At 72.6% G+C, this 24,760-nt stretch carries 19 protein-coding genes; 11 read left to right on the top strand and 8 right to left on the bottom strand.

Annotated elements, in window-relative coordinates:
• The first annotated feature begins 106 nt into the window (after nt 1-106).
• The gene (locus RBJ65_RS22360) at nt 107-526 is read left to right on the top strand and encodes a BlaI/MecI/CopY family transcriptional regulator (RefSeq protein ID WP_306318927.1); all 420 of its coding nucleotides are present in this window, start codon (nt 107-109) and stop codon (nt 524-526) included.
• A 4-nt stretch (nt 527-530) separates the two neighbouring features.
• Complete coding sequence (locus RBJ65_RS22355; protein WP_306332165.1) at nt 531-1,463, top strand: M56 family metallopeptidase; 933 nt, start codon at nt 531-533, stop codon at nt 1,461-1,463.
• A gap of 17 nt (nt 1,464-1,480) precedes the next feature.
• Here the strand turns inward: RBJ65_RS22355 and RBJ65_RS22350 are convergent, their stop codons facing one another.
• Nucleotides 1,481-1,936, bottom strand: a complete 456-nt coding sequence (locus RBJ65_RS22350; RefSeq protein WP_306324349.1) for a tellurite resistance TerB family protein — start codon at nt 1,934-1,936, stop codon at nt 1,481-1,483.
• Between the two features lie 107 nt (nt 1,937-2,043).
• Between RBJ65_RS22350 and RBJ65_RS22345 the strand changes: the two genes are divergently transcribed.
• Complete coding sequence (locus tag RBJ65_RS22345) at nt 2,044-2,958, top strand: sporulation protein (protein ID WP_306324348.1); 915 nt, start codon at nt 2,044-2,046, stop codon at nt 2,956-2,958.
• Between the two features lie 4 nt (nt 2,959-2,962).
• Nucleotides 2,963-3,184, top strand: coding sequence for a twin-arginine translocase TatA/TatE family subunit (locus RBJ65_RS22340; protein ID WP_306324347.1), 222 nt, complete (start codon nt 2,963-2,965; stop codon nt 3,182-3,184).
• A 20-nt stretch (nt 3,185-3,204) separates the two neighbouring features.
• Here the strand turns inward: RBJ65_RS22340 and RBJ65_RS22335 are convergent, their stop codons facing one another.
• From RBJ65_RS22335 to RBJ65_RS22310, 6 genes are all read right to left on the bottom strand, one after another.
• Complete coding sequence (locus RBJ65_RS22335) at nt 3,205-5,415, bottom strand: trypsin-like serine protease (RefSeq protein WP_306324346.1); 2,211 nt, start codon at nt 5,413-5,415, stop codon at nt 3,205-3,207.
• Nucleotides 5,416-5,454: 39 nt separating this feature from the next.
• Nucleotides 5,455-5,961, bottom strand: coding sequence for a hypothetical protein (locus RBJ65_RS22330; RefSeq protein WP_306324345.1), 507 nt, complete (start codon nt 5,959-5,961; stop codon nt 5,455-5,457).
• Between the two features lie 53 nt (nt 5,962-6,014).
• Nucleotides 6,015-6,410: a hypothetical protein gene (locus tag RBJ65_RS22325; RefSeq protein ID WP_306324344.1), complete on the bottom strand. Its 396-nt coding sequence runs from the start codon at nt 6,408-6,410 to the stop codon at nt 6,015-6,017.
• Nucleotides 6,410-9,916 carry an ALF repeat-containing protein gene (locus RBJ65_RS22320; RefSeq protein WP_306332164.1) on the bottom strand — a complete coding sequence of 1,169 codons (3,507 nt, stop codon included), beginning with the start codon at nt 9,914-9,916 and terminating at the stop codon, nt 6,410-6,412. The genes RBJ65_RS22325 and RBJ65_RS22320 overlap by 1 nt, the downstream gene beginning before the upstream one ends.
• A 261-nt stretch (nt 9,917-10,177) precedes the next feature.
• Nucleotides 10,178-12,547, bottom strand: coding sequence for a tetratricopeptide repeat protein (locus RBJ65_RS22315; RefSeq protein ID WP_306323908.1), 2,370 nt, complete (start codon nt 12,545-12,547; stop codon nt 10,178-10,180).
• An 82-nt stretch (nt 12,548-12,629) separates the two neighbouring features.
• Complete coding sequence (locus tag RBJ65_RS22310) at nt 12,630-13,802, bottom strand: 4-hydroxybenzoate 3-monooxygenase (RefSeq protein ID WP_306323907.1); 1,173 nt, start codon at nt 13,800-13,802, stop codon at nt 12,630-12,632.
• A gap of 264 nt (nt 13,803-14,066) precedes the next feature.
• Between RBJ65_RS22310 and RBJ65_RS22305 the strand changes: the two genes are divergently transcribed.
• From RBJ65_RS22305 to RBJ65_RS22275, 7 genes are all read left to right on the top strand, one after another.
• Nucleotides 14,067-15,203, top strand: coding sequence for an NADH:flavin oxidoreductase (locus tag RBJ65_RS22305; protein ID WP_306323906.1), 1,137 nt, complete (start codon nt 14,067-14,069; stop codon nt 15,201-15,203).
• A 142-nt stretch (nt 15,204-15,345) separates the two neighbouring features.
• Nucleotides 15,346-16,443 carry a carbohydrate kinase family protein gene (locus RBJ65_RS22300; RefSeq protein WP_306323905.1) on the top strand — a complete coding sequence of 366 codons (1,098 nt, stop codon included), beginning with the start codon at nt 15,346-15,348 and terminating at the stop codon, nt 16,441-16,443.
• 9 nt (nt 16,444-16,452) lie between these two features.
• A complete protein-coding gene (locus RBJ65_RS22295) occupies nt 16,453-17,856 on the top strand; it encodes an extracellular solute-binding protein (RefSeq protein WP_306323904.1) in 1,404 nt (467 codons plus the stop codon).
• Entirely contained in the window at nt 17,853-18,770 is a 918-nt protein-coding gene (locus RBJ65_RS22290; protein WP_306323903.1) for a carbohydrate ABC transporter permease, read from the top strand. The genes RBJ65_RS22295 and RBJ65_RS22290 overlap by 4 nt, the downstream gene beginning before the upstream one ends.
• On the top strand, nt 18,767-19,588 hold the full coding sequence (locus tag RBJ65_RS22285; protein WP_306323902.1) for a carbohydrate ABC transporter permease: 822 nt from the start codon (nt 18,767-18,769) through the stop codon (nt 19,586-19,588). Before RBJ65_RS22290 ends, RBJ65_RS22285 begins: the two co-directional genes overlap by 4 nt.
• Nucleotides 19,589-19,668: 80 nt before the next feature.
• Nucleotides 19,669-20,175 (top strand): DUF6624 domain-containing protein, encoded by a 507-nt coding sequence (locus RBJ65_RS22280; RefSeq protein WP_306323901.1) that lies wholly within the window; start codon nt 19,669-19,671, stop codon nt 20,173-20,175.
• Nucleotides 20,176-20,379: 204 nt separating this feature from the next.
• Nucleotides 20,380-22,320, top strand: a complete 1,941-nt coding sequence (locus tag RBJ65_RS22275; RefSeq protein WP_306323900.1) for a hypothetical protein — start codon at nt 20,380-20,382, stop codon at nt 22,318-22,320.
• 61 nt (nt 22,321-22,381) lie between these two features.
• Here RBJ65_RS22275 and RBJ65_RS22270 read toward each other — a convergent pair whose 3' ends face one another.
• Nucleotides 22,382-24,694, bottom strand: a complete 2,313-nt coding sequence (locus tag RBJ65_RS22270) for an MFS transporter (protein WP_306323899.1) — start codon at nt 24,692-24,694, stop codon at nt 22,382-22,384.
• Nucleotides 24,695-24,760 lie beyond the last annotated feature (66 nt).

Here is a 24,760-nt window from a genome sequence, read left to right as displayed (position 1 = left end):
TTTACTTTCTCTTTGCCTTGATCTTCACAACGGCCGAGGTGTCACCATTGTTCCCGCCCGCTGAGAAGATGGGCGGGTCCACGACCCCGGCGATCAGGAGGCCCAGGTGACGAAGCCAGGCCACAGGACCCCGCGGCGCGCTCAGGGCGAGCTGGAGGCGCTGGTCCTCGCCGCGCTCCGCGCGGCCGACGCCCCGGTGAGCGCCGGGTGGGTGCGCGACCAGCTGGGCGGGGACCTCGCGTACACCACCGTAGTCACGATCCTGGCGAGGCTGCAGGCCAAGGACGCGGTGACCCGGCGGCGCGAGGGCCGCTCGTTCGTGTGGACGCCCGTGGCCGACGAGGCCGGGCTCGCCGCCTTCAAGATGCGCAGGGTCCTGGACGCCGAGCCGGACCGGGAGGCGGTGCTCGCGAGCTTCGTGACCTCGCTGGCCGAAGGCGACGAGCGGCTGCTGCGGGATCTGCTGCGCCGCGCGGAAGGCGCCGAGGAAACCGGCAGCGGCGTCGACGAGGAAGGCACGGACTGAGCGCGTGGGCATCTTCGTCTTCCTTCCGCTGGTGCTGCCGCTGACGGCCTGGCCGGTGGCCCGGCTCGCCGCGCAGCGACTGCATCCGCGCACCGCGACCCGCCTCCTGACCCGCGTCGCCGCGGTGATGGCGGTGTGCAGCACGGTCTGCCTCGGTCTCCTGATGGTGGTCGGCACCGCGCAGCTGCCGGGCAACCCGCTGCCGGACGGCTGGTCGGATCCGGAGGTGCGGGCCGCCGTGCCGCAGGACGAGATCGCGGGCAAGGCGGCCATTCCGGCGCTGATCGCCGTCGTCGCCGCCTGCGCCCGCACGGTGTGGCGGCACTTCGCGCTGCGCCGCCGCGCCCACGCGGCGCTCGCCGGACTGCCCGCCACGCGGGTCGCGGTGCTGCCCGACCCGCGGCCGTACGCGTACGCGCTGCCCGGAGGCGGGGGCGGCCGGGTCGTCGTCACCACGGCGCTGCTCGACCGGCTCAGCTCGGCGGAGCGCCGGGCCCTGTTCGCGCACGAGCGCACCCATCTGACGGCCCGCCACCACCGACACCTGCTGACCGTGCGCCTCGCCGCCCGCGCCAACCCCTTTCTGCGCCCGCTGAGTTCGGCCGTGGCGTACACGGCCGAGCGGTGGGCCGACGAGGAGGCGGCGGCGCGGGTCGGCGACCGCACGGTGGTGGCGCGCGCCATCGGCAAGGCGGCGCTGTCGACGCGCGGGGCGCGCGAGCCGGTGTTCGCGGCGCTCGCCGCTCCAGGACCGGTGCCCCGCCGCGTCGCCGCGCTGCTCGCCCCGCCGCCCGGCAGGCCGGGCCGGGCCACGGCATTCACCGCCGTGGGGCTCGCCACGTGGACGGCGGGGTTCGGCGCGGTCGCCTCCGCCATGTCGTCCGCCAACTCGGCATTCACGCTGGCGGCCACGCTGCATGCGGCGACCCCACTGTGACGTAGCTGGCCCGGAGCCTAGAGGTCGAACTCGTGCGTCGGCAGGCCCAGCATCTGGCATGCCTCCCGCACGACGCCCTGCTCCGTCTTGTCGAAGTCGCCGTCGGCGCCGCCGATGACGATGCCGATCTGGATGACGGCGCGCGCCTCGGCCTCCTTCTTCTTCGCCTTGGCGACCTCCTGCAACACACTGACCTTGCCGAAGTCGAAGTCGGCCGTCAGCTTGTCGAGGTTGGCCTCGAAGCGGCGCTGGAGGTCGGTGGCGTCGAAGTTCTGCAGTACCTCGTTGCTCATGATGAGCTGCGCGACGCGGCGCCGCTCCGAGGGGTCGATGGTGCCGTCGGCCGCGGCGACCAGGGCGCACATGGCCATGGAGGCGTCGCGGAACGCCCCGGACTTCAGGTCGTTCTTCTTCGCCACCAGCTGCGTCTGCATCGTCGACGCGGATTCCTTGATGCGGTCCCACAGGGCCACGGATGCTCCTTGGATCGAGCGGATTGAGATGTCTTGCCGTGCCATACTTCTACAGCAATGTAGAAACTCGGCAACGTAGAAACTAACGGAGATCGGGGGAAGTTCCCGTGTTCAAGAGACTGCTCGGCTCGCTCGGTGCGGGTGGCCCCACCGTCGACACCGTGCTCCCCGCCTGGACCGCCGCGCCCGGCGGCACCGTCTCGGGGCAGGTCCATCTCAGGGGCGGCAGCGGGGACTTCGACATCGAGCACATCACCCTGGAGCTCGTCGCCGGTGACGAGGTGTTCGACCGGTTCGTGGTCGGCGGCGGCTTCCGGCTCGTCGCGGGCGCCGAGCACAGCGTGCCGTTCACGGTGACGCTGCCGTGGGAGACACCGATCACCGAGCTGTACGGGCAGGACCTCGGCATCACGCTCGGCGTCCGCACCGAACTCGCCGTCGCGGGCGGCAAGGACACGGGCGACCTCGACCGGCTCGCCGTAGGCCCCCTGCCCGTACAGGAGGCGATCCTCGAAGCCTTCGGCCGGCTCGGCTTCGGCTTCACGTCCGCCGACCTGGAGTACGGACACATCGGCGGCACGGGTCAGCGACTCCCCTTCTACCAGGAGATCGACCTGGCCCCGGCTCCCCAATACGCTTACGCCCTCTACGAGTTGGAGGTGGCCTTCCTCGCGGCGCCCGACGGCATGGAGGTGGTCCTGGAGGCCGACAAGCACCGCGGCCACGACACCCTCACCCGCTTCACCGTGTCCCACGACGAGGTGCGGCACCAGGACTGGACCTCGGTCGTGGACGGCTGGATGCGCGAGCTGACCGCCCGCTGCGAGCACTGGCACTCCTTCAGCGACGACTACGCCGACACCGGCCCCGGCATGGGCACGGCCGTCGCGGCGGGCGCGGCCGGGCTCGCGGTCGGGGTGGTCGGCGGTATGGTCGCGGCCGAAGTCGTGGACGAGGTCGGCGACTTCTTCGAGGGCGATGACGAGGACGACGAAGGCGACGACGAGAGCGGCGAGGACTGACACCATGTTCGGACTCAGCGAGCTGGCCATCATCCTGATCGTGATCGCCGTGGTGGTCGGCGTGAAGAAACTGCCGGAACTGACGCGCAGCGCGGGCAAGTCGGCCCGCATCCTCAAGGCCGAGGCCCGCGCCGCGAAGGAGCAGGACGGGGCGGACGCCGCACAGCGCCCGCCCCGCGTCATCCCGGGCGAGACGGTGACCCGGAAGCCACCGCCCGCCCAGTAACAATCCGTTCGTGACCCGCGTCAGCGGGCCGCGGAACCGAACTCCGTGCCCGCGGCGGGCAGTCCGCCGGTGCCGGGCTTGTAGGTGGTCACCGTGCCGCTGGTGCCGCCGGGGTAGGTGTTCCCGATCGGCAGGGCGTACAGGACGCCGGTGGCGACGGGGCCGTAGGGCAGACCGGCGTAGAGCTTGGTGCCGGTGTAGTGGATGGACTGGCCCAGGCGGTGGTTCGCGGTCGGGGTGCCGGGGATGCCGTCGCCGTCACCGGCCTCGATCCACAGGTCGTTGTCACCGGCGGCGCCGAGCAGCGAGAACGTGTGGATCGCGCCGGCCTTGGTGGCGCTGCCGACGGCCTCGCCGGGGGTGCCGACGGCGACCTTCAGGGTGGCGGCGGTGGCGACCTGGCGCGGGGCGGTGTTGATCGCGGTCAGGGATTCGCCCATGCGGTCGCCGGTCTCCGAGGTGCCCACCACGGTGTCCGTGCCGTCGCCCTGGCGCAGCTCACGCACGTAGGACCAGGCGCCCTTGGCGTCGATCTGGACGAGGACCACACGGCCCGCCCCGACACGGTCGCTGCCGTCCACATCCGATGTCTCGCCGGGAGATCCGATGGCCAGCATCGAGGCGTCGGCGGTGGCCGTGCTGGAGGTCCGGTAGGCGGTCATGGCCAGCGCGGCGCCGAACTCGTCGTCCGCCTCGGCGGCGCCGGTCACCGCGTCGTTGCTCTGGTCCATGCCACCGATGGAGTCCGGACGGCCGTCGGCGTCCAGGGTGTGGCTGAACAGCGCCACCGTGCCGGAGTCGGCGGCGGAGCCGACCGTCTCGCCCGGGGCGCCGATGGCGAAGTAGTTGCGGTCGCCGCTGATGGCGGAGCCGAACCGGTCGTCGGTCTCGGCCACGCCGGGCACATCGGTGGGCAGGTCCTGGTGCAGCGCCTTGCTGGTGTTGTCGTACACATAGAAGGCCGAACCGGCGTCCTTGGCGTCACCGACGTCCTCGCCCGGGGAACCGATCACGAGCCACGGCCGTCCGGCGCGCGTCGTGCCCGCCGCCAGCGCCTGTCCCATGCGGTCCCCGGCCTCCCCCACGGCCTCCTTGATCGCGCCCGTGCCCGTGCCCTGCTCGAAGTGCTCGGCCTTCACCGAGCCGGTGCCCAGGCCGCCGGCCGCGCCGTACAGGACGTCGACCATGCCGGTGTCCGCCTTGCCGTCCAGGTCCTCGCCCGGGGTGCCGACGACGAGGTCGGTGTAGCCGTCCTCGTTGTGGTCGACGGTGTCGATCGCCGACCCGAAGCCGTCACCGGCCTCGGCGCCACCGGCCACCCAGTCCAGTTCCTGGTCGATCTGCGCGGTGCCCTTGCCGCCGCCATACACCAGGCGGACCAGGCCCGCGCCCGCGCCACCGGCGACGCTCGCCTTGGCGTCGGCGATCGCGATGTCCTCGACGCCGTCGCCGTTGAAGTCGGTGATGGCGGTGGCGTCCGTCTCGGACTTCACCCAGGAGGCCAGGCCGTCCACGCGGGAGATCACTCCGGCGGTGCTGGTCTGCGTCTCGTCGATGCCGTAGCAACCACCCTGCGAGGAACGGGAGCCCAGGCCGACGAGCTTGCCCGCGGCGACGACCGGGCCGCCCGCGTCGCCCATGCAGGCGGCCGCGTCCTTGCCCGTCACGTCCGCCGACGTGGTGGCGGTGGAGTTGACGGTGTAGGTGCCGGTGTGCAGCTTCAGCGGCGCCCACTCGGTCTTCGTACGGCCGTAGCCGGTGAAGGTCAGCTCCGCGCCCGCCGCGGCCGCGGAGGTCGCGAGGGCGATGGGTGTCACGTTGGTGACGGGCCGGTTCAGGCGGGCGAGCACCACGTCGCGGTCGGTGCGCGGCACGAGTTCGACGACGCGGCGCTCGGCGCCCTGGCTGCCGGACAGGTCGGCGCGGCCGATCACGGCCGTGGTCGGCTTCTTCGGCGCGCCAGCCGGCACGTCCAGGCTCGCGGCCGGGTCGGCGGCGAAGCAACTGGCCGCCGTCAGCAGCCATTCGGCGTCCACAAGCGCGGCGGAGCAGCCGCGGTCGTGATCGCCCACGATGACCTGGGCGGTGTACGCGTAGGTGGTGTCCGCGTCACTGACCGGCGTACCGGTCAGGGCGGCGGCGGGCAGCGCGCTCAGCGCGAGCGACCCGGCCGCCGAGGCCACGACGAGCGCGGCCGGGCGGAGACGTCTGGAGGAACGCAAGGAATGCATGGTGTGGATACCTCGGTCACAACGGGAAGCGGGAGCGGGCTACTTGGTGGTGCGGATCTCGATGAGCATGTGCTCCCGGCCGTCTTCGGACTCGCCGACTCCCTTCCAGGTGTCGGCGGGGATGTCGTACTCGACGTGGTCGTCCTCGGCGGTCATCTCGAGGTGGGTGTTGCTGGAGTCGTTCGTCTGCACACCGTGCACCGAGTTGATCTCCAGGGTCAGGAACCCTTCGTCGCCGATGACCTTGAAGCAGACGTCCGCGCTGTCGCGGGCGAGGATCCTCAGGAGGTTCTCTCCGCTCGCGCAGTCGGTGAGCACGATGTGCCCGTCGCCGCGCTTGAGTACGATGCCGCGCTCGGCCTGGATCTTGTCGGCCTGCGGGTAGTTGTAGTCCTCCACGGCGTACCCGGGGGCCGCGTCCGCGACGGGGGCGTGGCCGGGTCCCGTGGTGGCGGCCTGCTGGCCGCCGGCCAGCAGGGCCCATGCGAGGGCACCGGCGGCCGTTGCGGCGCCGAGAAGGCGCGCCAAAGCGCTGCGTGGCTTCATCACTGTCCTAGGAAGTAGAGATTTTGAGCGAGAGGAGAACCGGGGCCCGGTTCTTACGATGCGGTCGCCTTGGTGAGCACCAGGGTCGGCGGTCCGTCCACATCGGCTTGGAAATACACCGAGTCCGAGCCCTTCGGGTAGAGCTGGATACCGCCGACCTTGTCGAGTTCGCCGGCATCGACCGACAGGTAGATGAAGTCGCTGGACGCCTGGGAGTCGTGGAACTCCCATCGGCCGCTGAAGTCGGCGGGGTCGGACAGCCCGTTCGCCGACACGTCCGTGGCGGCGAACATACCGTCGGCGTCGAGCCGGAGCTCGGCGCCGGTCTTGGAGTCGCGGTACACGCCGGGCAGTTCGTCGGCGTCCACCGATCCCACGCACCCCGAGGTGAGCGCCGCGGCGGCGATCACGGCGGGAGCCAGCCACCGCCTGTTCGTCTTCTTGCGCATCACGGCCCCAACGTCACATCGAACTCGATGACCTGCGTCTTGGGCGACATCGGCCCGGAGTCGCCGACGACCTTGTCGATGAACGAGCCCACCGAGTTGCTCCACCACTCCGTGTATCCGATGACCGGCGGGTGGGTCGCGGACTCGATGTCGGACTCGTTGTACGCGGTGTACCGCCAGACCACGGAGCCGTCCGCGTTCTTGCGGGTCGGGGTCATCCGCACCTGGTGCGAGCCCAGGAAGGTGTAGGCGAGGTTTCCGGTGAGTCCGGCCGTGGAGAGCGTTCCGTAGTCCGTGAGGTACTTCCCGGCGCCATCGAAGCCACTGAGCTGGTAGTCGTACAGATAGGTGTGGCCCAGCTCGTAGTTCCCGGCCTTCGTGCGGGCGGCGAAGAAGGCGATGGCCTCCTTGGTGAACGCGTGGTCCCGGTAGAGACCGGTGAACGGGTCGTTCGGGCCGAAGCACTGAGAGTTGGGGCCGTCGCCTGTGAGCCAACTCCAGCCCAGCTCCCACGGGTTGGTGTCGTTGCCGGACGGCACGGGCCTGCCGAACGGCGTGAGGCAGCTCTCGGCGCCGGCCGGGAGACCGTTCTCGGCGGGGTTGATGGGAGTGGTCGCGTTCTTCAGGGCGTTCTCGATCGCCTCACGGATCGCGGCCCGGATGTACAGGGACCGTGCCTCGGACGCGGCCTTGGCGGCGGCGTTGGCGTCCGCTCCCGCTTCCAGCTTCGACCTGCGGGCGGCCGTCGCCGACACCTGGGCGTCCGCGGCGTACGACGCGGCGACCTCGGCGGACCGTACGGCCCGTGTCGCCGCCTGGCGTGCCACCCTGCTCGCCCGGTTCGCCGCGGCGGCGGCCGTGGTCGCGGTCTCGGCGGACTTGGCGGCCTCGTCCGCGGACGTCTGGGCGGCCTCGGCGTTCACCTTGGCTTCCTGCGCCGCCGCTGCGGCGTCGTCCGCGTACCCCTTGGCGCGGTCGGCCCACAACGTCGCGTCCTTCGCGGCATCGCGGGCGACGGCCGCCGCTTCGGAGGCGCGGGCCGCGTCCTCCTGCGCTTCGGCGGCGACGTTCGCGGCGTGCGCGATCGCCGCGCGGATCGCGCTGATGTGCGTGGCGCGGTCCTGGTCGATCCGGGCGAAGTCGTACTGCGTGGTCCCGATGAACTGGCGCAGCATGTGCGTGTCGCCCTCGAGCGCGATCCGGGCGGCCGCCTTCACGTAGGGGCCGCCCTTCTCGAGGAGGGTGGTGGCCGCGACCCGGTCGTCCTCCCGGACGGCCGCGTCCCGCTCGACGTGCAGGAAGGTGTGCAGGGCCTCGGCGGTCCCCTTCTCCAGCGCGGCTTCGGCGGCGCGGCGCACCGCTGTACCGGTGCTGTCGTCGGCGAGGAGCGAGAAGGTCTCGACCTCGTTGTCGTCCTTGGCCGCCGCGATCGCGCCGCTCTCCAGGAACGTCCTGATCTTGGCGGCGTCCTCGGTCTTCAGCGCCTCGGCGGCGGCCGTGGCCACGTTCTTCGTGGAGATGGCCGCGGTCGCCGCCACGTTCTCCACATTGTCCTGCCCCAGCGCGATGACGCGGTCGGTCTCGACCCAGCGCAGCACGTCGTCGTCGGAGCCGGCCAGCGCGAACTCGGCGGCCTCCCGGGTCCAGGTGCCCGAGCGGTCGAGGAGTTGTACGGCCGCCTGCCGACCCTTCGTGACGGCCTCCTCGTTCCTGCCGTCGCGCAGCGCCGACTCGGCGGCGGCGATGAGGGTCTGGAGTTCCGCGGAGAGGCGTTCCTCCTGCGTCCGCTCCCGGTTGAACCGTTCGAGCTCGTCCTTCTCGGCGTCCGACGCGAGACGCGCCTCCTCGATCGCCTCTTCGGTCTCCTCGGCGAGCGTGGCTTCCTCGGCCTCGCGGGCCGCCGCCTCGGCGTCCCGGGCCTCATCGACCGCTTTGGCCGCCTTGTCGGCCGCTTCGACGGCGGCGTTGGCCGCGGCCGTGGAACGGTTGGCGTAGTCCACCGCCTCACCTGCGTGGAGGGCGGCTTCCTCGGCGGCGGCGGCCGCCTTCTCGGCGTGGTCGGCGGCGCTGTTGGCGGCGTCCCGGGCCGTACGGGCGGCGGCGGCCGCCTGTCCGGCGAGGCTCCGCGAGCGGCTCGCGGCCTGCGTCGCCCTGGTCGCCGCGGCCTCCGCGACGGCGGCTTCGCGCTGCGCCGTGGCGGCCTCGGACTGCGCGGCGCCCGAGGCCACGGCCGCGTCGGCCGAGGCGCGGGCGGCGTGCGCCGCGTTGACCGCGGCGCCGGCGGCGGCCGCGCCCGCGGAGTCGGCCGCGTCGGCGGCCAGCGCCGCGAGGTTGGCCTTCGCGGCCACCGAGCGGACGTAGATCACCATCTTCTTCGCGGCCTCTGCGGCATCCCTGGCCGCGCCTGCCTTCAATCGGTCGTGGGAGGCGGCGATCGCGGCGTAGTACGCGCGTGCCGCGGCGCGGCCCGCCGATGCCGCCGCGGCCGCGGCCGCGTGCGCGGCCGACACCGAACGCTGCGCGGCGACCTGCGCCGTGCGCGAGGCGGACACCGCGGTGGACGCGGCGGCGGCCGCGCCCCTGGCCGCCTGTGCCGCCTTGTTCGCCGCGCGGGCCGAGCGCTGTACATCCTGCTCGGCGGCCTGCGCCTCGGCCTTGGCCTCCAGGGCGGCGGCCTTCGCCTTCTCGGCGGCGGCCACGGCCTGCTCGGACAGTTCGACGGCCTCGTCGGTCTTGCGTCCCGCGCGGGCCCCCTCCGTCTCCACGACCTGGACCAGCTGCTTGATGGTCGCCGCTTCCTCGTCACGCGCCCGCGCGATGAACTGTCCCGTCTCCAGGAACCACCGGATCGCGCGCGGCGAGCCGTCGTCCAGTGCCCGCTCGGCGTACTCCCGCACCTGGGGCGAGGCGGTGGTGAGGATGGTCGTCACCTGGACCCGCTCGTCCTCCTCCTGAGCGGCGAACTGGCCGCCGCTGAGGAAGGCGCGCATCGCGAAGTCCGTGCCGGCGTCCAGTGCTTCGGACGCCTCGCGTCGCACACCACGACCGCCGTGGGCGAGCACCGTGGTGACGGCGACCTCCAAGTCCTCGTGCACCGCGTCCTGGAAGCCGCCCTTGAGGAAGGTCTCGACTGCGACGTCCCCACCGGACAGCGCTCCACCGATTCCCTCGCGCGTCGCCTTGCCCGCCGTCACCAGGGACTTCGTGAGCGTGAACCGGTTGTCCTCGGCGCGCGCCACGGGCAGTTTCTCGTCGAGGAACGTCTTCACGTCCGCGGCGCTGCCCACGAGCGCCGCGCCCGCCGCGGTGCGCACGGCCCGGCCGCCCGACCTGTACGCCAGGACCACCTTGCCGCGATCGGTGTCAGGGAGACCGGTCTCCTCGGACGCCGCGTCGGTGCCGGATCCGTCGGCCGCGTACGCGGTACGCGTCCCCAATGTGCTGATGGGCAGGGCGCAACCGGCTGCCACCCCGGTGAAAATGGCCAGCACCTGACGTCTGCTCAAAGCACCTCTTGAGTGCTGCGGCATCACGACCCCCTCCTGATCCACTTGTGTATCTCCCCCGATGCGAAACGCGTCGTCCCCTGCGTTTCGAATTCCGCATTGAAGCCGAGGTTCCGCCGAAACGCCCAATTCCGAATTGGGGCATAACCAGGCAACCCAAGGCCACGCCTGGTGACGTGCGTCACACTTGAAAAGGGTTGTAGTGCTGCCGATAAAGAATCCGTTCCGGTGCGGATTCTTTTCTCACCCAGCGCCCGGCGCCTATCGGTTGGTGCGGAAAGCCCGACGACGATTTCGAAGCGCGGGCCTCGACTCGACCGTCGCGAGGAGTTCGCGCGTCTCGGACGTGGCCGTGTGGTCGGGGCCGAAGGAGCGTTCGCGGCCTTCCAGGGTCCGGCGCAGCAGCGCGGCGGGTTCGGTGCGCTCGCCGAGGTGGAAGAGGGCGCGGGCGAGGTTCTGGCGGGTGTCGAGGGTGCGTGGATGGTCGGGGCCGAGGGCGCTCTCGCGCTGCCGCAACGTCTCGCGGAACAGGGCCGCCGCCTCGTCGTGCCGCCGCATCCCGTCGAGGGCACCGGCCAGGTTGTTCTTGCTCTGCAGGACCACGACGTCGTCGGGGCCGAGGGCGGCGAGCCGCACCTCCAGCGTCTCGCGGTGGATCCGCGCGGCCTCCTCGTAACGCCCGGCGCCGCTCAGGGCGTTGGCCAGGTTGGAGCGGCTGACGAGGGTCAGCCGGTGGTACTCGCCCAGGATCCGCACGCGTTCCTCGACCGTCCCGCGCAGCAGGGCGAGCGCCTCTTCGTGCTGTCCGAGGTGGCTGAGCGCCATCCCCAGGCTGATCTTGGTCTGGAGGGTGAAGTAGTGCGTCTCCCCCAGCGCGCGGCACCGGTGCGCGAGGGTCTGACGCAGGAGTGCCGCCGCTTCGGAGTTCAGCCCGAGGTTGCTGAGCGCGGAGGCGAGGGCGTGCCGCCGCTTGTCGGCACGGATGTGGTCCGCTCCGTACGCCGCGACGTCGGCTTCGTACGCCGCCCTCGCCAGGGAGGCCGCGAGCGCGAACTCCCCCGCCGCGAAGAGGGCCTTGAGGGTCCGGCTCCGGACGTTGTCGAGCCGGTTCGCGGGCGCCGGAGCCCCCGGCCGGAACAACGCCTCCACGTGCGGCGCGAGGGTGCGCGCCAGCACCCAGTCCGCGCTGTCCGCCGTGACGCGCTCGGCCAGCTCCGTGGTGCGCGCCAGCGCCACGCGCCGCCACAGCGTGGCGTCCACCCCTGGCGTCGAGTCGAGGAGGAACGCGTTGATCTCCCGTACGAGGGCGTGGAGTTGCACGGACCCGGCCCGCGCCCGCCGCGTCCCGTCGCTGAACGAGATCAGCCCGTACTGGTGCAGGCCGGAAAGCGCGGACTCCACATCTCGGCCCCGCAGCGGCAGGCCGGTGACCGACTTGAGCATGCCGACCGTGACCCACTCGCGGGGGATGGGCGCGTCCGCCGCGAGGGCGAGCATGCGCAGCAGGGGGCGGGCCACCGGGTTCCCCGCGCTCTCCAGCTGGTCGAGCGACAACTCCCAGGTGTGGCGGACGACTTGACGTGCGTCGAGGCTGCCCCGTACCGGACCTGTGGCCCCCATCAGGGTGGGCAGCTCGTGGTCGAGGGCGCCGCGGTAGTCGTTGAACGTCCGGTGGCGGCTGCCGGGCCTGGACAGATAGGCGCCGGCGGAGCGCAGCGCGAGCGGAAGCCCGCCGAGCCGCTGCGACACCTTCTCCGCGTCCTCGGGCGAACCCGCCTGTGGCGCCGCGTCGCACAGCACCTGGGCCCCCGACCGGTCGTCCAGCGTGGCCAGTTCGACGATGCTCGCGCGCGGCCCCCATGTCTCGCGGCTGGTGTCCCGGCTCGTGAGCAGCAGCAGGCCGCCGCCTCCGGGCCGCACCCATCCCCGGTAGTCGGCGATGGCGCCCTGGTCGGCGCCGAGTTGTTCGGGCTGGTCCGCGTTGTCGACGACCAGGAGCCATTTGCGTACGGTGCTCAGGCGGCGCCAGACGACATCGGGCAGCGGAACCAATTCGGTGCGGGCGTCCCGCAGTTCGGCCTCGGTCAGTCCGCAGGCGATGGCGGTCTGCGTCATCTGGAGGACGAAGGAGTCCCGGTCCTGCCAGCGGATCCAGAAGACGGTGTACCCGTCCCGCTCCGCCTGCTCGGCGAGGGCCGCCGCGAGCGTCGTCTTGCCGAAACCGCCGGCACCGCACACCACCGCGAAGCCGTCCGGGGGCCGGGCCAGCAGGGCCGAGAGACGCTCGATCTCGGCGGTGCGCCCGCGTACCCGCGCGTGTTCGACGTGCGGCGGCCGCAGCGAGGTGACCCGCACCGAGTGGAGCGCCGGACCGCCCGCGGCGCCCGTCGCCCCGGCCGCGCCCACCGTCCCGGCCGCGCCCGCCTCTTGGTCGAGGCGCCGGCTCAGCAGGGCGAGCCCCACACTCAGCAGGCCGAGCGCCGCGAACACGCCCCAGACGACACCGGGGTCGCGGGCCCACCCCGGGACGGTCTCGCTGGCGTAGTTGGTGACGGGCCCCAGCGCGATGCTCGCCGCGGCCCCCGCTCCGACGGCAACGGACCCCAGCAGAGCGCTGTTTCGCGGTCGCATCGACCTGTCCCCCGGCTCGTACGGACGCGCCTACCTTCGACCCGGCTCAGACTGCCAGCAGCCCCCACCGCCCGCAACGCGTTCAGCCGAACGACGGACCCATGTACTGCTCGGCGAAGGAGCGCACGTACGCCGGGTCGTCGCGCAGGCGTTGCCACCGGGCGCGGCGCAGGCGTTCCCGGTAGGCGGCGTGCGGGGTGCCGGGCTCGTCGGCGTGCAGGAGTTCCAGCATGGTGTGGCTGAACTCCTGGACCTGCCACACGTCGGCGAGGCGTCGCCGGGAGTAGCCGGCGAGCGCCGCGTCGAGGGGTTCCGTGCCCGCGATGTGGCGCGGGAGTGTCCCGGCGAGGTCGGCGGCGTCGGCCACCGCGAGGTTCATGCCCTTGCCTCCGGAGGGCGGCACGATGTGCGCGGCGTCGCCGAGCAGCACCACGCGTCCGTGGTGCATGGGTTCCACGACCTTGGTGTGCATGTCGACGACGGCGCGGTCCAGGACCGGGCCCTCGGCGAGTTTCCAGTCCGGCAGGTCGAGCCGGTTGTGGAGTTCCTTCCAGATCCGGTCGTCCGGCCACTGCTCGACGGTGTCACCGGCCGGTATCTGGAGGTACATGCGGGTGACGTCGCGCGAGCGCAGCATGTGTCCGGCGAAGCCGTCGGGGTGCTGCGCGTAGACGGTGTGTCCGGCCGACGGTGGTGCCTCGACGAGTGCGCCCAGGAGGCGGGCGTCATGGGACACGTCGTACCGGGTGAACGCCGTGTCCGGCAGCGCCGCGCGCGTCGGCCCGTGCCAGCCGTCGGCCCCGGCGACGACCTCGCCGCGGATCGCCGTGCCGTCGGCGCACACCACGCGCGCCTCGTCGGGTACGACCTCGGTGACAGGTGTGCCGAGCAGTGCGGCCCCGCCCTCGGCGACGTAGGCGTCCAACAGGTCGGCCACGACGTCCTGTTGGGGGTAGACGTAGCTGGGCGCGTCGCCGCACCACTGCTCGTAGTCCACGGTCACCCGCTCGCCCTCGGCATGTATCTCGCAGCGCGTGTGCGCGAGGCCCTCCGCGCGCAGCCGGGCGGACAGGCCGTGCCGGTCGAGGAGTTGGACGGTGCGGCGCTCCAGGAATCCGGCGCGGGAGCGCGCAAGGAGTTGCTCGCGGGTGAACTTGTCGACCACGACGCAGTCGACCCCGCGCCGCCGCAGCAGCACACCGAGCGTCAGACCGGCGGGGCCGGCTCCGACGATGACCACACTCGTGTCGATCACGCTCGTGTCCATCACGTTCGTGTCGGCCGCGGCACACACCAGACATCACTCCCTGTACGAGGCCGGGCGGGGGGGGGAAGACCGGTCCCGTCGAGGCACGTTACGGGAGTGATCAACACGTGTGTGCGGCAGGTCCCCGGCACCTCCGTGGCCGGGATCACAGCACCGCACCCGCGCCGCACGGAATGCCCTGGGGCGACATCGCGGTTGGCACCCGCGAGATCACCGTTCGCACTGCCGACCAGCCCCACCAAGGAGCACCCCGTGACCGACACCGTGCCCCCGACGCCTTCCGCCTCCCGCGCCGCCGACATACTCTCCCGGCCCGTCACGCTGAACGGCCTGACCGTGCCGAACCGCATCGCGATGGCCCCGATGACCCGCATGTTCTCGCCGGGCGGCGTCCCGGGCGACGACGTGCGCTCGTACTACGCGCGGCGCGCCGCCGCGGGCGTGGGCCTGATCGTCACCGAGGGCACCTACGTGGGTCACGACTCGGCGGGCGACAGCGACCGGGTGCCGCGCTTCCACGGCGCGGAGCAGCTGGCCGGGTGGGCGAGGGTCGCCGAGGACGTGCACGCGGCGGGCGGCACGATCGTTCCGCAGCTGTGGCACATCGGCATGGTGCGCAAGCCGGGCGCCGCGCCCGTCGCCGAGGCCCCGGTCGTCGGCCCATCCGGCATCCGCGTGGACGGCACCGAGGACGCGGGCCGTGCGATGACGCGGGCCGACCTGGACGACGTCATCGGCGCGTTCGCGCAGGCCGCCGAGGACGCCGAGCGCATCGGCTTCGACGGCGTCGAGGTGCACGGCGCGCACGGCTACCTCCTCGACCAGTTCCTGTGGGAGCGCACGAACCGGCGCGGCGACGCGTACGGCGGCGACCCCGTGGCCCGTACGAAGTTCGCCGCCGAGATCGTGGCCGCGATCCGCGAGCGCGTCTCCCCCGAGTTCCCGGTGATCTTCCGCTACTCGCAGTGGAAGCAGGAGGCGTACGACGCGCGGCTCGCCGAGAGCCCGGAGGACCTGGAGGCGATCCTCGCCCCGCTCACGGCGGCCGGCGTCGATGTCTTCCACGCCTCGACGCGCCGTTACTGGCTCCCGGAGTTCGACGGTTCGGACCTGAACCTCGCGGGCTGGACCAAGAAGCTCACCGGCAAGCCCACCATCACGGTCGGCTCGGTCGGTCTCGACGGCGACTTCATCGGCGCCTTCCTTGGTCAGGACTCCGCCCTCAAGGGCATCGACGACCTCCTCGACAGCCTGGAGCGCGACGAGTTCGACATGGTCGCGGTCGGTCGCGCGCTGCTCCAGGACCCGCAGTGGGCGGCGAAGGTGCTCGGCGGCCGCTTCGACGAGCTGAAGCCGTACGACGCCGCGGCGCTCAAGACCCTGAGCTGAGCCCCGGGTACGTTCCCCTGCTCGGACTCGACCCCGTACCCGAACCCGATCAACTTCTTGCACACACCTGACCTGCGGTGCAAGGTATCGGTCAGCGTTGTGCCACACCCGGGCGACGCGGCCGAACAGGGAGGGGACCAGGGTGAGTCCGAGCAGGTCGAGGTGCGAGTGCGTCGATCCGCTGGCGGCGGTGCGCGCCGCCGGCGACCCCGCGCACGATGTGTTCCTGACGGGCACCGTCTTCATGGACCTGGTCTTCACCGGGCTCGACGGCGCCCCGCGGGTCGGCACCGAGAACTGGGCCCGCGGCATGGGTTCGAGCCCCGGCGGGATCGCCAACATGGCCACCGCGCTCGCCCGCCTCGGCCTGCGCACCACCCTCGCGGCCTCCTTCGGCACGGACCTGTACGGCGACTACTGCTGGGAGTCGCTCGCCGACGTCGAACGCGTCAACCTCACCCACTCCCAGCGGCTGCCCGGCTGGCACTCGCCGGTGACGGTCTCGATGGCGTACGACGGCGAGCGCACGATGGTGACGCACGAGCACCCGGCGCCCCCGCTCGACCACGCCGTGCCGCGCGCCCGCGCCGGCGTCGCCTCCCTCGAACCCGACCGCGAGGACGGGTGGCTGCGGCAGGCCCACGCCCAGGGCACCCGCATCTTCGCCGACGTCGGCTGGGACGAGTCGGGCCGCTGGGACACCGCGACGCTGACCGGACTCCCGTACGCGCACGCCTTCCTTCCCAACGCCACGGAGGCGCTGCACTACACGCGCACCGACACACCTGAGGACGCGGTGGCAGCGCTCGCCGAGCTCGTCCCTATCGCCGTCGTCACGAAGGGCCCGGCGGGCGCCGTCGCGATCGACTCGGTCACCGGTGAGCACGCCGACGTGCCCGGTCTGCGCGTGGAGGCGCTCGATCCGACCGGCGCGGGGGATGTGTTCATGGCCGGCTTCGTGACCGGCACCCTCGCCGGCTGGCCGCTCGCCGACCGCCTGGCCTTCGCCAACCTGACGGCCGCCCTGTCCGTGCAGCACTTCGGCGGTTCGCTGTCCGCGCCGGGCTGGGTCGAAGTGGCCGCATGGTGGGGCGAGTTGACGGCGCGCGCCGGATCCGGCGACGCCGCCACCAGGGAACTCGCGCGCCGCTACGGCTTCCTGACCGATGTCGTCCCCGCCCGCCTGCACGAGGTGGCCCGCCACCGTGCCACACCGACCCTCGGCTTCCGGGCCGCGTAGGAGGGCACCATGACATCAAGAGTCACCCGGAGATCGGTCCTCGCCGCCACCCTCGCCGTCGGCGCCGCGAGCTGCACCCCGGGCACGGACGGCTCCGGCGCCACGTCCGGGGACACCGCCCCCGGCAGCGGCGGCGTACCCGACCCGGCGAAGGCCGGGAACGTGACACTCCATGTGTGGGACCAGGAGACGCGCGGCGGCACCAACGCCGAGATCGAGCAGCTGAACAAGGAGTTCCAGCACCGGTACCCGAACGTCACGATCAAACGTGTCTCGCGCAGCTTCGACGACCTCAAGACCACCCTCAAGCTGGCCCTCTCCGGCAACAACCCGCCCGATGTCGTCCAGGCCAACCAGGGCTACCCGGACATGGTGGCCTTCGTCGAGGCGGGGCTGCTGACCCCGCTGGACAACTACGCGGGCATCTACGAGTGGAACACCCGCTACCCGGCCACGCTCCTCAACCTCAACCGGGTCACGGCGCGCGGCGCGTCCCGCCGCTTCGGCACCGGCCGCCTGTACGGGATATCCCAGACGGGCGAGTTCGTGGGCCTCTACTACAACAAGGCGGTGCTGAAGAAGGCGGGTGTCCAACCCCCGCGCACCTGGGCCGAGTTCACCGACAGCCTCGCGGAGCTGAAGAAGGCCGGCGAGCTGCCCGTCCAGTTCGGCAACCTCGACAAGTGGCCCGCGATCCACACCTTCGGCATGCTCCAGGACCAGCACGGCACCGAGCAGGCCCGAGACACGGTGCTCGGCGACGGCGACGGCTTCGCCACCTCCCGTACGACGAAGGCGGCCGACACACTCACCGAGTGGATGGACCGCGGCTACCTGCCCAAGGACGCGAACGGCCTCGGCTACGACGACGCCAACAAGAAGTTCATGGCGGGCCAGGGCGCGTACACGATCACCGGCACCTGGATGCAGACCGATCTCCGCAAGCGGCTCGGCGACGACCTCGGTGTCATGCCGCCGCCACCGGCCACCAGGAACGGCAAGCCCACCACGACGGGCGGCCAGGGCCTCGCGTGGTCGATCACCTCACGCTCCGCGCACCCCGAAGTCGCCGCCGCCTACCTCGACTTCCTCACCAACGAGCACGCGGCCGACGTGATGACGGAGAACGGCGTGCTCCCGGCCGTCCCCGGCAAGGCCGCGAACGCGCTCGACCCGGACTCCCCGGACGGCCGAATGGTCGCCGCCTGGCGCCAGTTGACCTCGGCCGACGGACTGGTCCCGTACCTCGACTACGCCACACCCACGTTCTACGACACGACGTCGGCGGCGCTCCAGGACCTCATCGCGGGCAAGACGTCCTCGCGAGGCTTCGCGCGCAAGCTGCAGGCGGATTACGGCGCGTTCATGAACAAGCAGCGCGGCGCGGGCAGTTCGGGGGCGCCGACCTCGTGACCAAACACCTCAAACACCCCCAACGCCTTCAGCCGCCGCGCCGGGCCCCCGGCGAGCCCCGCTCCATCGGCTACCTCTACGTGCTGCCCGCACTCGCGGTCTACGGCCTGTTCCTCCTCTACCCCTTCGGCCAGGCGGTCGGCCTGTCCTTCCTGCACTGGGACGGCCTGACCCGCGCCACGTCCGCGGGCCTGGACAACTACACCTCCCTCTTCACGGACCCGAGCCTGCGCGCCCCGTTCGTCCACGCGCTGGTGCTGCTGCTGTTCTACGCGGCGCTCCCGGTCGCCATCGGGCTGCTGCTCGCGGCGACGATGTCCCGCATCCGGGTCCGCGGACTGACCTTCTTCCGTACGGTGCTGTTCCTGCCGCAGGTCCTTGCGATGGTCGTCGTGGGTGTCGCCTGGCGCTCCATCCTGGCCCCGGACGGCCTGCTCAACGACGTGCTGCGCGGCGTCGGCCTCGACGGCCTGGCCCGCCCCTGGCTGGGCGACGACACCTGGGCGCTGCCGGCCGTGGGCGTGGTCGGCACGTGGGTCATGACCGGCCTGTGCATGGTCCTCTTCCTGGCCGGTACGCAGCGCATCCCACGCGAGCTGTACGAGGCTGCGCGGCTCGACGGGGCGGGCGCGGTACGGGAGTTCTTCGCCGTGACCCTCCCCGGGCTTCGCGGCGAGATCGCGGTCGCCCTGACCCTCACGATCATCGCGGGCCTGCGCAATTTCGACCTCGTCTACATCACCACGGGCGGCGGCCCCGGCAACGCCACCTCCGTACCGGCGTACGAGGTCTACCACCGCGCCTTCGAGCTGAACCAGGTCGGCTCGGCCGCCGCCATCGGTGTCGCGCTCACCGTGCTCATCTTCGCCCTGACCGTCACGGTCTCCCGTCTCGTCGAAGGGCGCCGCGCATGACATCCCGCCTCGAACGCACGGCCACGTACACGATCCTGGCCCTCTTCGCGGTGCTGGCCCTGACTCCGGTCGTCGGCATCCTCTCGACCGCCTTCTCCTCCCCCGACGCGCTCGGCGGCGGCTTCGCACTCCCGGACGCCGTCCACTGGTCCAACTTCCAACAGGCATGGCAGCGCGGCCACTTCGGCACCTACCTCGGCAACTCGATACTCGTCACGGCGGCCGTGGTGACGGCGTCCACAGTCCTGTCCGTGCTCGCCGCGTACGCCTTCGGCACGATGCGCTTCCGCGGCTCGACACCCCTGTTCTACCTCTTCGTCCTGGGCCTCACCCTCCCCCAGGAAGCGCTCGTCGTCCCGCTGTACTTCGACCTCCGGCACTTCCAACTCACCGACACCTACTGGGCGCTGATCCTGCCTCAGACCGCCCAGTCCCTCGCGTTCGGCGTGTTCTGGATGCGGACGTACTTCATGGGCAGTACGCGTTCCGTCATCGAGGCGGCGCGCGTCGACGGCGCGAACTCCTGGACCACGCTGTGGCGGATCCTCGTCCCGATGGGCCGCCCGGCCATCACCACGCTCGTCGTCATCACGTTCATGTGGACGTGGAACGAGTTCCTGATGGCCCTGGTGATGATCAGCGACGAGGCACTGCGCACGGTGCCGCTGGGCCTGGCCTTCTTCCAGGGCCAGCAGAGCGCGGACACGACCCTGCTCGCGGCGGCGTCCGTGCTGATCGCGCTGCCGGTCGTGGTGGTGTACGTGGCACTGCAACGGCGGTTCATCGAGGGGATGCTGACCGGGGCGGTCAAGGAGTAGCGCTCCCCGCGCGGCCTGCGGCCACGCCTCCCCTAGTCTGGCGGGCGGACCCACGGCACCGATCGGACGAGGGAGTTGACGTGGCGCAGGACCTCGCCGCGCTGGCGACAGAACTCACGGAGATGGCCGCCGCCGACCACCGCTCCACGGCAGACGCGAACAGCGACGACCCCGCCCAGCAGCTGGCCTGGCGGCGCGTCACCACCCGGCACGGCGACCGGCTCGGCGAGATCATGGACGCGCACGGCTGGCCGACCGCGGACCTGGTCGGCGAGGAGGCCGCCCGCGCGGCATGGCTGATCGCCCAGCACGCCGACCGGCAGCTCGACGTGCAGCGGCGGGCGCTGGGGCTGCTGGCGGAGGCGGTGGCCGCGGGCTCGGCGACGCCGCGCGAACTCGCCTTCCTGCGGGACCGCACGCTCGTCAATGAGGGCCGTGAGCAGATCTACGGCACACAGATCGCGGGCGTGCGGGACGGGGCACCGATTCCGTGGCCGTGCGCGGAGCCCGACCGGATGGACGAGCTGCGCGCGGAGGTCGGCATCGAGCCCTTCGACACGTACGTGGCCAAGTTCCCCCTGGCCTGACGTGACGGGCGGCAGGGCACCTGTTCACTCATGCGGGTGCCGCTGCGCCCGCGCGCACTACCGGCGCGCGGCACCGGCGTTGAAGATGCCGGAAGCCCCGAAAGTAACGATTCTGCGGGATCTGCGGAACCTACGGGACCTGCGGAACCTACGGGACCTGCGGGGCTTCCCTCATCCCATTCGTCGATGCGGCAAGGACACAAGGTGCGCAAGCAAGTCGGCGAGGTCGACACGCTGCTCAGGCTGGTCGCGGACAGCAGAGCGGCCGGCAGACCCGATGACCCACTGATCGGGCGCGAGCCTCAACTGCTCTGCTTGCAGGCCCTGTTGACCGGGCACCGGTTGGTCACCGTGACCGGCCCCGCCGGTGTCGGCAAGAGCCTGCTGAGCGAGGTCGCGGTGCGGCGGGCCCGGCTGTCGCGGCGGCAGGTGGTGCGGGTGTCCTGGCCGGAGGCCACCGGTCGGCCGGGGGCCTTCCGGGACGCCCTGCGGCAGGCGCTGCTCGGCACTCCGCTCGGGCGGGCCGGTTCGGCCGAGGGGCCTCAGCGGCCCGCTCCTCGGGTGCTGCTGTTTCTGGACGACGTCGACCCCGTCCACGACGAGTGCGTCGGCGTGGTCCAGCGGCTGCTGCTCGACCATCCATCGCTGCGGGTCCTGGTCACCGCTCGGCGGCCCCTTGGACTCGGGGACGAGGCAGTGCTGCGGCTCGGCCCGCTCGCGACGGAGGCCGAGGACGAGGACGAGGCCGAGGCCGACGGCGAAGAGGGGCTCTCCCCCGCCGTGCGCCTGTTCCTGGCCAAGGCCGGTGGCGCGCTGCGGAGTCGGGACCCGGACACGCTCCGACTCGTCCAGGCCGTCTGCCGGACATTGGAGGGACTGCCCCTGGCGGTCGAGCTCGCCGCCGCGCAACTCGACTCGTACTCCCTGCACGACGTGGCCGAACTCGTCGAGCACGGGCAGACGTGGCTGAGCAGTCCCCGGCCGCGCCGCAGGCGGCACCGGTCCATCGACGCGGCCATCGGCGCCGTGCACACGCTGTGCACCCCGTGGATGCGGATGGTGTGGAGCCGCGCGAGCATTCTGGCCGGGTCGTTCGGGGAGGGGTCCGCCGTCCTGGTGTGCACCGGCGGCGAGGTCGCGGAGCACCAGGTGCCGGGGCTGCTGACCCAGCTCGCCGCCTGCGGGCTGCTCCGGCACGAGAACGACCCGCACGGCCCCGCCGAGCCCCGCTACCGGATGCCCCCTGCGGTACGGGAGTTCGGCGCGCGTCGGCTCACCGAGGCGGGCGAGCTGCACATCGCCGTCGAACGCCGGGCAGGTCACTGCCAACGCGTCGCCCACATCGCGGAACACCTGTGGGAAAACGGCCACCAGACACAGGCGATGCGGCTGCTGGCCGACGAGCACCACAACCTCGTGGCGATGCTTCGGCACGCGCTGACCGACCCCGCCCCGGACGCCGCGGGCGCCGCCCTGGAGACCGCCGCCCAGCTCTGGTTCTGGTGGGTCACCGGGCACCCCACGACCGGGCTGCGCTTTCTGCTCCAGCTCCTCGCCCGCTGCCCGGACGGCCATCCCGCGGCGGCTCCGGCGTCCTGGCTCGCCGCCTGGCTGTGCGCACGCACCGACCCCGGGACGGCACGCATCCTGCTCGACCGGATCTGGCCGGGGGCCGTCCTCGACGGCGACGACGCCCTGCTGGCCCGTATCGCGCACGTCCACGGCCTCGTCGCCCTCGCCGCCGGCGACGCCGCCCAGGCCGCCGGCCTCTTCGAACAGGCCTGCCTGCTCACGCCCGACCACGCCACCGGCGGACCGGGCCGCGCCGTCTACCTCGCCGCCCTCGCCCTCGCCCGGCGGGACACCGCGCCGGGCGCCGCACACCGCGCCGCCGTCGCCGCCCTCGCCCAACCCGGCCTGCGCGACGACGTGTGGTCGCGCGTACGCGCCCGCTACGCCCAGGCGCTCGTCGACCACGCCAACGGCCACGCCGCCCGGGCCTGGAGCCGCGCCCACCGTGCGACGGCCGACGCCGAGTCCGCCGCCTGCGCCCCGCAGGCCCACGCCGCGCTGGGCACGCTCCTCACGGCTTTGCGCACCGGCGGGCCGGCCCCGGACCCACGGGTCCCCGGGCTCTCGGCGTGACGCGGCGGCACCCCTCGTAACTCGTACGAGAAGGGCGGCCCCCCCTCGTACGACAGCGGCGTCACCCGCAGCCGTCCAGCACCTTTCCGTCCCGCTGGGCGTGCAGTTCGGCGGCGGCGACCGGGGCCTCCGCGGGGCGCAGGGCGATGATCGCTATGTCGTCGGCGAGGTGGTGGGTCCAGTCGCGTACGCCGTCGTCGAGGTGGCCGACGAGGTGGTCGGGGGTGCCGTAGGGCGTCCCGGTCAGGCGGTCGGTGAGCGGGTAGAACTCGCCGGTGGAGTTCCGGGCCTCGCTCAGGCCGTCGGTGTGGGCGACCAGGGTCGAGTCCGCGCCGAGGCGGACGGTGTGCGGGGTGAGCGGGGCGCCGGGGGCGCCGAGCGTGCCGAAGCCGAGGGGCAGCAGGGTCGGGACGTCGAGCTCCGTGACGCCTCTGGGGGTGACCTCCAGGGGCGTCAGATGGCCGCAGTTGACGACGCGCAGTTCATGGTCGGGGCCGTCGTGCTGGAGCAGCAGCGCCGTCGCGAACAGCTCCTCGTCCCCGCGAGCCGCCGCGACCCGCAGCACCTGCCGGTCCAGGCGCGCGGCGAGTTCCCCGAGCTCCTCCGTCTCGTACGCCTGGCTGCGGAAACAGCCCAGCAGGTCGGTGACGGTCTGCACCGCCTGAAGGCCCTTTCCGCGCACGTCGCCGATGAGGATACGGGTGCCGTACGGGGTGTGCAGGGCCTCGATGAAGTCGCCGCCGATGCCGGTGTCGACGGTCGCGGGCCGGTACAGGCTGGCCAGGCGCAGGCGGCCGAGGTCCTTGGGTATGGGGTGCAGCACGGCGTGCTGGAGGGTGCTCGCGGTGCGGCTGATGCGGGCGAGGCGGTCGGCCTGTTCGCGGCGCGACCAGACGACGGCGCCGGCCGCGGCGCCGAAGGCGAGCGCGACGATCACCGTGCCGGAGTCGCCGATGCCGGTGCGGGCGAGGAGGTACTGGAGCCCGGCGGCGCAGGCCACCGCCACGGAGACGGCGACCCGGCCGAGCAGCAGCGCGGCGACGGCGAGCACGACCGTGCCGATCCGCAGTAGCTGGCGGGCCTCGGCGGGGACCGGGGCGCTGTCGATGGCCGAGGTGTACGGCATGGCCTGCGCGGCGGCGGTGCCCAGGAGGATGGAGCCGGGCAGCAGGGCCGCGTTGACGCCGAGGTGGGTGCGCGGGATCACGGCGAGGTAGCGCGCCATCTGCGGCGCGGCGGCGAGCATGATGCCGAACCCGATCAGCGCCACGACGGCGAGGTCGCCCGCCACCGGGTAGGCGTGGTTGCCGAGGCCCGAGTGCAGCAGGACCAGGCCGAGCGCGGCGAGCGGCAGGCCGAGCGTGGATCCGGTGACGGGGGCGATGGCGCGGCGCAGCACCAGCAGGCAGCTCGCCGCGCCGCCGAGTCCGAAGCCCGACAGGACGAGCGCGGCGGACTCGGGGCTGCCGCCCTTCTCGGCGGCGAGCGAGGGCAGCGCCATGGCGAGTACGACCTGTGTGAAGCCGAGGGCGAGGCCCGCCACGAGAGTGCCCGCCCGCACCGCGCCCGGCATCTGCGCGGGGCGCGCGCGGGAGGCCGGCGCCAGGACGGGGCAGCGAAGACGCGCGACGACGAGCGCGGCCGTGGCGGTGAGCAGCAGCAGGCCGACGCGTATGTCCGACCATCCCCACACGGGGGCGAGCTGCAGCGCCGCGGGCGCGAGCACGCCGAACGCGATGAGGCAGCAGGCCCGCGGCCGGTTGGGGAACGGCTGTCGGGTCGTGGCGGCGGGTTCGGGAACGTAGCGGTGGACCAGTAACAGGGCGGCGATCGCGGCGACGGTCATGGCGGCCATCGCGATCCGCCAGCCGGTCGGGGAGGCCGCGCGCGGCGCCAGGTTCACGGCGATCACGAAGCCCACGGACATCGCGGCGAGCCAGCCGCCGATGACCTTGCGCAGCCTGCCGGGCAGGAACACGGTCGGCAGGAAGGCGAGGCAGCTGACGAAGACGGCGGCGAGGGCCACGGCGACGACGATCCGCCCGAGCACGTACGACCAGCCGTCGAAGGCGACCGCGAGCAGCGCGCACCCGGCGGCCAGGCCCGCGAGGGACACGATCAGCACGGAGCGCCGCCCCCGCAGGTCGCCGGCCCGCCCCGCGACGACCAGCGTGCACAGCGCCAGGGAGGACCCGACCACCCGGGCGACCACCTCGTGTCCCGTGCCGAGGCCGAGTTCGGCGTGGACCAGCGGGACGGCGGCCGAGTGCACGGCGGGCGCCACCACATACAGGGCGGCCACGGCGGCGAGCAGCAGCCCGACCACGCGCGTCGACCCTCTCGTGCCGTCGCCGGACGCACCGGTGCCGAGCATGAATGACCTCCCTGGTGGACCCCCCGTGTGCACAGTCCTCCAGGGACAAGCGTCACGGATCACGTA

This window comes from Streptomyces sp. KL109B (assembly GCF_030766935.1).
Lineage (GTDB): Bacteria > Actinomycetota > Actinomycetes > Streptomycetales > Streptomycetaceae > Streptomyces.
This window is presented reverse-complemented; position numbering and strand designations above follow the sequence as displayed.